The organism is Actinomadura sp. 7K534, assembly GCF_004348575.1.
GTDB lineage: Bacteria > Actinomycetota > Actinomycetes > Streptosporangiales > Streptosporangiaceae > Spirillospora > Spirillospora livida.
On record NZ_SMKB01000303.1, the window covers coordinates 1 to 7557 of the forward strand.

Here is a 7557-nt window from a genome sequence, read left to right on the forward strand (position 1 = left end):
GCGGTGGCCGGGGCGGGCGCCACGTGGCGGGACGTTCTGGCGGCGACACTGCCGCTCGGCCTGACCCCGCCCGTCCTGACCGACTACCTCGACCTGACGGTCGGCGGGACGATCTCCGCGGGCGGTGTCGGCGGGACGTCGCACGTCCACGGCACGCAGGCCGACAACGTCCTCCAGATGGACGTCGTCGTGGACGGCGAGGCCGTGACCTGCTCCCCCGCCGTCCGGCCCGCGCTGTTCGACGCCGTCCGCGGCGGCCTCGGCCGGCACGGCGTCATCACCGCGGCGACGCTCCGGCTCGTCCCCGCACCGGAGCGGGTGCTGTGCTGCACCATCCCGTGCCGGGACGCCGCCGACGTCCTCCGCGTCCAGCGCGAGACGGCCGCCGAGCACGTATCGGCGCAGGTGAAACCGTCGGAGGACGGCTGGGCGTACGAGGTGAAGGCCGTCCTGTACGGGGGCGGCGATGAGCCTCCTCCAGGCACGTCGGAGACGGAGGAACTGCCCTATGCCGCCTTCTGCGACCGCATGCGCCCCGACGTCGAGGAACTGGTCGCGCTCGGCGAGTGGGCGCGCCCGCACCCCTGGGGGATGGTCTTCCTGCCCATGCCCCGCGCCGCCGCCGTGATCGAGGCGACGCTCGCCGCCATGACCGCCCGCGACCTCGGCCTCAGCGGGGTCGTCCTGATCAAGGCGCTGCGGGTCGGCCGGGTCCCGATGCTGGGCGCGCCGGAGGACCCCGTCCTGTTCAGCGTGCTGCGGACGGCCTCGCCCGGCTGCGCGTCCGTGCCGGAGATGCTCGCCGCCAACCGCGCGCTCCTCGGCCTGGCCCGCGCCGCGGGCGGCACCCGCTACGCCGTCGATTCGGTTCCGGCGTGACGCCCGGGCGCCCCGCCCGGCCGGTCACAGCGCGAGGGCGATGACCTCCGCTCCCGGGAGACCGGCGAGCGCCTTGCCGGGCAGGAGGATCTTCGACTTGCGCAGGCCGCTGCCGATCACGACGCGGGACGCGGCGGCGGCCGCCTCGTCCACCAGGATCGGCCAGCCCTCGGGGAGGCCGACCGGGGTGATCCCGCCGTACTCCATGCCCGTGAGCGCGGTCGCCTCGTCCATCGGCGCGAACGACACCTTCCGCGCGCCGAGGTGCTTGCGGACGACGCCGTTCACGTCCGCGCGGCCGTCGGCGAGGATCATGCAGGCCGCGTATGTGACCTGGCCGCCGCGCTTCGCGGCGACGACCACGCAGTTGGCGCTGAGCTCCAGCGGCACCTCGTAGCGCTCGCAGAACGCCGCCGTGTCGGCCAGTTCCGGGTCGATCCCGGCGACCTCGGCCTCCGGCACGTCGCCGATCGCCGCGGCGACCGGCTCCGCCAGCAGGTCCCGGTGCTCGTTCGCCGGCCGCCAGTCGAGCGTGCCCACCATGTCGCCCGTCCCCTCTCGTGCTCCCCGGTTCCCTGGGTTCCCCGGCTTCCAGCCTGCCACGGGTCTTGACGCGGAAACGCCGCCCGTGGTCCAGTGGCTGAGCCACTGGACCACTACGCCGGAGTGTTGATGACGTCCTCGCCCATCCCCCGCGACACCGTCGTGGACTCCCTCGTCGACCGGCTGCGCGACGACGTGCTGAGCGGCCGCTACCCGCCCGGCTCCTACCTGCCGCCCGAGCGCGAGCTGGCCGCCGGCTACGCGGTCACCCGGACGTCGCTGAAGCACGCGATCGTCCGCCTCGCGCAGGCCGGGTTGCTGGAGACGCGGCACGGCGTCGGGACCCGGGTCCGCGACTACGAGCGGCTCGGCGGGCCCGAGCTGCTGCCGATGCTGGTCCACACGGCCGGCCCGGCCTGGATGCGGGAGATCTTCGAGGTGCGGCGCGAGGTGGGCGCCCAGGTGGCGGCCAAGGCGGCGGAGCACGGCACGCCCGAGCACCGGGACCGGCTGCGGGAGCTGGCCGCGCTGCTGCGGGACGCCGGCGACGCGGACGCGGCGCAGCTCACCGAGTGCGAGATCCACCGCGTCATCGCCGGCGCGACCGGCAACCGGGTGTACGGCTTCCTGGTCAACTCGCTGCTGAACGCCTACCTGAAGGTCCGGGAGCGGTTCACGCACGCGTTCGCCGACTCGGCCGCCGCGGCCGACCGGATCGCGCCGCTGGTCGGCGCGCTGTGCGCCGGCGACCCCGCACGGGCCCGCGGGGCCGCGGAGGCGTACTTCGCCGAGACCGAAGCGATCATGCTCAAGGGCCCGGAGAGGAGCGGATGATGGCCCCGTCCACGAGAGCGCGGAGGACGACGTTCGCCGAGGTGATGGAGGGCACCTTCCGCCTGGCCGGGGAGGACCGCGACCGCCCGATGCGGCTCGACCTGTCGGTGGACCTGCCCGGGGTGCTGCGGCCGTGGAGCGACACCGAGGGCGCCCTGACCGGGCATGTGCGCGTGCCGGGCTGGGCCGACGACCACTCGGCGGCGGGCCGGCTCCGCGTCGCCCCGCTCACCGCCCGCCGGATCCGCTACACCATGGACTTCACCGGCCGCGACGGGCGGCGCCTGCACCTGGACGGCTGGAAGTCGATCGACCCGCGCCGGCCCGTCCGCTCCATGACCACCCTCCCGGTCACGGTGACCGGCGAGGACGGGACCGTGGCGGGCGAGGGGCTGCTGCGCTTCGACCTGCGCCGCGACCTGGCCCGCTTCATCGCCGGCGCCCGGTTCCCCGGCCCCGACCCGATGCGGTCGCGCTGGCGGGGCCAGCCCCGGCGGCTGGAGGTCTGGTACACGACGCTGACCGACCGGTGACCGGGACGGGGTTCTGGCTCCACCACGAGCTGCTCGCGCCGGGCGAGGGCGAGGCGCGCTCGCACGGCTGGGCCACCGTCTTCCCGCCCGGCGAGCGGCCGGTCCTCGCCCGGTTCGGCCCGTACGGGTGGGACCGTCCCGAGGCCGGGTTCATCGCCGGTCCCGTCGCGCACGTCGGCGAACGGCTCACCGGCACCGCCGGGACGATCGCGTGGTCGCTGCGCGAGACCGGCGGCGGCGAGCCGGTCCACACCTTCCCGCGCTGGGCGTGGGAGTCGGAGCTGCTGCCCGCGGCGCAGATCGTCCCGCGGCCGTCCGCGGTGTACGACGGGGTGGTCCGGTTCGGCGACCGCGTGCTCGAACTCGACGGCGCGCCCGGCGCGTCGGCACGCATCTACGGGCACGGCAACGCGCGGCGCTGGGCCTGGCTGCACGCCGACCTCGGCGGCGGCGACGTCTGCGAGATCGTGGCCGCGGTCTCCACCCGGCCGGGGCTGAACCGGCTGCCGCCGCTCCCGCTCGTCCGGCTCCGGGTGGACGGCGAGGACCTCGCCACCGGCGACCCGCTGCTCGCCGCGCGGCGCCTCAAAGCGGATATCGGGCTGCCGACCTGGACGGTGCGCGGCCGCATCGGCGACCGGGCCCTCCTGGTGGAGGTGACGCAGCACCCGGAGGAGACCGTCGCCGTGGACTACGCCGACCCGGACGGCGCCCCGGCCGTCTGCCGCAACTCCGAGCGCGCCGACGTCCGGATCGTGCTGGCGCGGCGGGCCGGGCGCGGCTGGGAGACCGAGCGGGAGTGGCGCCTGGACGGCACCGGGCACGCCGAGGTGGGCCTGCGATGAGCGCCATGACCGGAGCGGTCGCGACCCTGCTCGGCATCGAGGACGCCGCGGACCTCGCCCGCGTCGCCGCCGGCGCCGAGACCATCGCGGACTCGCTGCCCGCCCCGGCGCGGCTCGGCCTGCGCACCGGCGCGGGGACCCTGGACGTGCTGGCGCGGCTCACCACCGGGCACGCCCTGGACGGCCTGGACGCCGACTCCCGCGACGCGTTCTGCGCCCGGGTGGCGGCCCGGCCGTCCACCGCCCGGATGGCCGAGATGATGAAGATCCCGCTGCTGCTGGCGGCCGGTACGGAGCTGCTGCCCGCGCCGCCGCCCCCGCACGCCCTGGCCCGTCCCGATCCCGAGCTGGACTGCGCGCCGTCCGCGGAGTGGCCCGGGTGCACGACCGCCGACGCCGTCGTGATCGGGTCGGGGGCGGGCGGGGCGATGGCTGCCCGCACCCTCGCCCGGCGCGGGATGTCGGTGGTCGTCCTGGAGGAGGGGCGGCGGTTCACGTCCCGCGACTTCCGGGACCGGCCGCCGCTCGACCGGTTCCTCGGCCTGTACCGGGACGGCGGCGCGACCTTCGCGCTCGGCCGCCCGCCCGTGCTGCTGCCCGAGGGCCGCGCGGTCGGCGGCACCACCGTGGTCAACAGCGGCACCTGCTACCGGACGCCGGAGCACGTCCTGCGGCGGTGGGCGGAGGCCGGCGCGCCCGTTGAGGGCTTCGGCGACCGCCTGGACGAGGTGGAGGCGACCCTGCGCGTCGCGACGCAGCCGATGGGGCCGCTCGGCCGCAACGGGCTCCTCGCGCTCGCCGGCGCGGAACGGCTCGGCTGGCGCGCGGCACCGCTGCGCCGCAACGCGCCGGGCTGCGTGGGCAGCGCGCAGTGCGCCGTGGGCTGCCCGCACAACGCCAAGTACGGCGTGCACCTGAACGCGCTGCCGCAGGCGTGCGAGGCGGGCGCCCGCATCGTCGCGGAGGCGACGGCCGAGCGGATCCTGGTCGAGCGCGGCACGGCGACCGGCGTGCGCGTGCGCCGCCCCGACGGAACGTTCTTCGAGATCCTCGCGCCGCGCATCGTCGTCGCGGCGGGTACCACCCGGACACCGCTGCTCCTGCGGCGCTCCGGCCTCGGCGGGCACCCGGAGCTGGGGCGCGGCATGGCCGTCCACCCGGCGACGAACCTGGCCGGGCGCTTCGCCGAGCCGGTCGTGTCGTGGTCGGGCGTGATGCAGAGCGTCGGCATCGAGGAACTCCACGCCGACGGCATCCTCATCGAGGCGACGGCGACGCCGCCCGGCATGAGCTCGTTCCCGCTGCCGGGCCTCGGCCGGAGCCTGCGGCGCGAGCTGGCGGGCGCCGACCGCCTCGCCGTGCTCGGCGCGATGATCGCCGACGCCCCGTCGGGCCGCGTCCGCGGCGCCCGGCACCGCGCGCTGGTCCGCTACGACCTGGCCCGCGAGGACGCCGCCCGGCTGCGCCGCGCCCTCGTCGCGATGGGCCGGGTGCTGTTCGCGGCGGGCGCGGAGGAGGTGCTCACCGGCCTGGCCCGCAAGCCGGTCGTGCGGGACGAGGCGGAGCTGACCCGCGCCGTGGCCATGGCCGCGCCCGCCGACCTGCACCTCGCCGCCTTCCACCCCACCGGCACGGCGAAGCTCGGCGCGGACCGCGCGCGTACGCCGGTCGACCCCGCGGGGCGGCTCCGCGGCGTCCGGGGCGTCCACGTCGCGGACGCTTCGGTGCTGCCGAGCTGCCCCGGGGTGAACCCGCAGCTGACCATCATGGCGATGGCCCTGGCGATCGCCGAGGGGATCGGGTAGGGATCAGGCGGCGGCCCCCACCGCGCCGTGCGGGTCGAGGATGTACTTCGTCGCCGCGCCGCGGTCGAACTCGGCGTAGCCCTCGGGCGCCTGGTCGAGCGGGATCGCCTGGGCGTTGACGTTGCGCGCGATGCTCACCCGGTCGTGCAGGATCGCCATCATCAGCTGCCGGTTGTACTTCATCACCGGGCACTGGCCCGTGACGAGGTACTGCGACTTGGCCCAGCCGAGCCCGATCCGCAGGCCGAGCTGCCCCACCTTGGCGTTCTCGTCCGGTGCGCCCGGGTCGCCGGTGACGTAGAGGCCGGGGATGCCGAGCCCGCCGGCGGTGCGGGTGATCTCCATGAGCGTGTTGAGGACGGTCGCGGGCTGCTCCGCCGCCGACCCCTCGGGGCCGTGGCCGCGCGCCTCGAACCCGACGCAGTCGACGGCCGCGTCGACCTCCGGGACGCCGAGGATCTGCTCGATCTGCTCGGGCACGCTGTCATGCCGGGACAGGTCGATCGTCTCGCAGCCGAAGCCGCGGGCCTGCTCCAGCCGCCGCGGGTTCATGTCGCCGACGATGACGACGGCGGCGCCGAGCAGCAGGCACGCGGTGGCGCAGGCGAGCCCGACCGGGCCCGCGCCCGCCACGTACACGGTGGACCCGGTGGTGACGCCGGCGGTGTACGCGCCGTGGTAGCCGGTGGGGAGGATGTCCGACAGCATCGCGAGGTCGGGCAGCTTCGCCAGCACGGTGTCGCGGTCGGCGGGGAACTTGAGCAGGTTGAAGTCGGCGTACGGGACGACCGCGTACCGGGCCTGGCCGCCGTGCCAGCCGCCCATGTCGACGTACCCGTACGCGGCGCCGGGACGTGCCCGGTTGACGTTCTCGCACACGCCGGTGTGCCGCTCCTTGCAGTTGCGGCAGCGCCCGCACGCGATGTTGAACGGGACGCTGACGAGGTCGCCCTTCTTGATGAACTCGACGTCCCTGCCGAGTTCCACCACCTCGCCGGTGATCTCGTGGCCGAGCGTGAGCCCGGCGGGTGCGGTCGTCCGGCCGCGCACCATGTGCTGGTCGGAGCCGCAGATGTTGGTGGCCAGGACCTTCAGGATGGCGCCGTGCTCCAGTTTGCGGCCGTCCTGCTCGGCCAGTTCGAGCTTGGGGTAGTCCAGGTCCTCGACCGTGACCTTGCCGGGCCCTTGGTAGACGACGCCTCGGTTGGTGTCCGCCACGACCTCTCCCTCCACGTTGAGGTTCGGCTCGCCCGGCGCCCTGGACGACGGAACGCGTTCGATCGCCCCCGCCCCTCCGGGCGGCACGGGTGCCGCGCTCGTACACTCGGACGTATACCCCGTCCATGCCCGTTAGTCCGTTTTGCCCATGTCGGATCGGGAGCCCAGATAGCGCAGGACGGCGAGGACGCGGCGGCTGTACCCGGACGTCCGCGACAGGTCGAGCTTGTCGAAGATCGCGTTGACGTGCTTCTCCACGGCGCTCTGCGAGATGTGCAGATTCTTGCCGATCGACGCGTTGGTATGACCCTGTGCCATGTTGTCCAGGACGTCCCGTTCGCGGGGCGTGAGCCGCGTGAGGGGGTCGGCCCGCGTCCCGTGCGCGGCCAGGAGGCGGCGCACCACCTCCGGGTCGAACGCGGCGCCGCCCGCGCCGACCCGGTCGAGGGCGTCGAGGAACTCGTCCACCTGCGCCACCCGGTCCTTCAGCAGGTAGCCGACCCCGGCCGTGTCCGCGGTGATCAGCTCGGTCGCGTACCGCCGCTCCACGTACTGCGACAGGACGAGGACCCCCACGTCCGGCCAGCGCCGCCTGATCTCCAGCGCGGCGCGCAGCCCCTCGTCGGTGTGGGTGGGGGGCATCCGCACGTCCACGACCACGACGTCGGGCGGTCCGGCGGCCACCGCCGCCAGCAGCGCGCCGCCGTCGCCGACCGCAGCGGCCACCTCGTGGCCCTCCTCGGCGAGCAGCCGCACCAGGCCCTCGCGGAGCAGCGTCGAGTCCTCGGCCAGCATCACCCGCACGGCAGCTCCGCACTGATCACGGTCGGGCCGCCGGGCGGGCTGTGCACGGCGAACGTCCCGTCCAGCGCCGCCACCCTCCGGGCCAGCCCCGCCAGC

The 7557-nt window shown here is 75.5% G+C and carries 8 protein-coding genes; 5 read left to right on the forward strand and 3 right to left on the reverse strand.

Annotation, left to right across the window (positions count from 1 at the left end; genetic code table 11):
• Window positions 1–879: FAD-binding protein (locus tag E1266_RS33485; RefSeq protein WP_132053997.1), on the forward strand; the 879-nt coding region annotated here is incomplete at its 5' end.
• Window positions 880–903: 24 nt separating this feature from the next.
• Here the strand turns inward: E1266_RS33485 and E1266_RS33490 are convergent.
• Window positions 904–1422: a YbaK/EbsC family protein gene (locus E1266_RS33490; RefSeq protein ID WP_132053999.1), complete on the reverse strand. Its 519-nt coding sequence runs from the start codon at window positions 1420–1422 to the stop codon at window positions 904–906.
• A gap of 129 nt (window positions 1423–1551) precedes the next feature.
• Between E1266_RS33490 and E1266_RS33495 the strand changes: the two genes are divergently transcribed.
• The 4 genes from E1266_RS33495 to E1266_RS33505 are packed head-to-tail and all read left to right on the forward strand — an operon-like array spanning window position 1552 to window position 5439.
• Window positions 1552–2256, forward strand: coding sequence for a GntR family transcriptional regulator (locus E1266_RS33495; RefSeq protein ID WP_132054001.1), 705 nt, complete (start codon window positions 1552–1554; stop codon window positions 2254–2256).
• Entirely contained in the window at window positions 2253–2789 is a 537-nt protein-coding gene (locus tag E1266_RS39030; RefSeq protein WP_207946070.1) for a hypothetical protein, read from the forward strand. The genes E1266_RS33495 and E1266_RS39030 overlap by 4 nt, the downstream gene beginning before the upstream one ends.
• Window positions 2786–3634, forward strand: a complete 849-nt coding sequence (locus tag E1266_RS33500) for a hypothetical protein (protein ID WP_207946071.1) — start codon at window positions 2786–2788, stop codon at window positions 3632–3634. Before E1266_RS39030 ends, E1266_RS33500 begins: the two co-directional genes overlap by 4 nt.
• Window positions 3631–5439 carry a GMC family oxidoreductase gene (locus E1266_RS33505; RefSeq protein ID WP_207946072.1) on the forward strand — a complete coding sequence of 603 codons (1809 nt, stop codon included), beginning with the start codon at window positions 3631–3633 and terminating at the stop codon, window positions 5437–5439. Before E1266_RS33500 ends, E1266_RS33505 begins: the two co-directional genes overlap by 4 nt.
• A gap of 3 nt (window positions 5440–5442) precedes the next feature.
• Here E1266_RS33505 and fdhA read toward each other — a convergent pair whose 3' ends face one another.
• Window positions 5443–6657 (reverse strand): formaldehyde dehydrogenase, glutathione-independent, encoded by a 1215-nt coding sequence (gene fdhA, locus E1266_RS33510; RefSeq protein ID WP_132054003.1) that lies wholly within the window; start codon window positions 6655–6657, stop codon window positions 5443–5445.
• 132 nt (window positions 6658–6789) lie between these two features.
• Window positions 6790–7461: a response regulator transcription factor gene (locus E1266_RS33515; RefSeq protein ID WP_132054005.1), complete on the reverse strand. Its 672-nt coding sequence runs from the start codon at window positions 7459–7461 to the stop codon at window positions 6790–6792.
• Window positions 7462–7557 lie beyond the last annotated feature (96 nt).

What these genes read in the sequence shown, in the direction of transcription:
- E1266_RS33490 (WP_132053999.1), bottom strand. Translation starts at nt 1,422, where the DNA reads ATGGTGGGCACGCTCGACTGGCGGCCGGCGAACGAGCACCGGGACCTG.
- E1266_RS33495 (WP_132054001.1), top strand. Translation starts at nt 1,552, where the DNA reads ATGACGTCCTCGCCCATCCCCCGCGACACCGTCGTGGACTCCCTCGTC.
- E1266_RS39030 (WP_207946070.1), top strand. Translation starts at nt 2,253, where the DNA reads ATGATGGCCCCGTCCACGAGAGCGCGGAGGACGACGTTCGCCGAGGTG.
- E1266_RS33505 (WP_207946072.1), top strand. Translation starts at nt 3,631, where the DNA reads ATGAGCGCCATGACCGGAGCGGTCGCGACCCTGCTCGGCATCGAGGAC.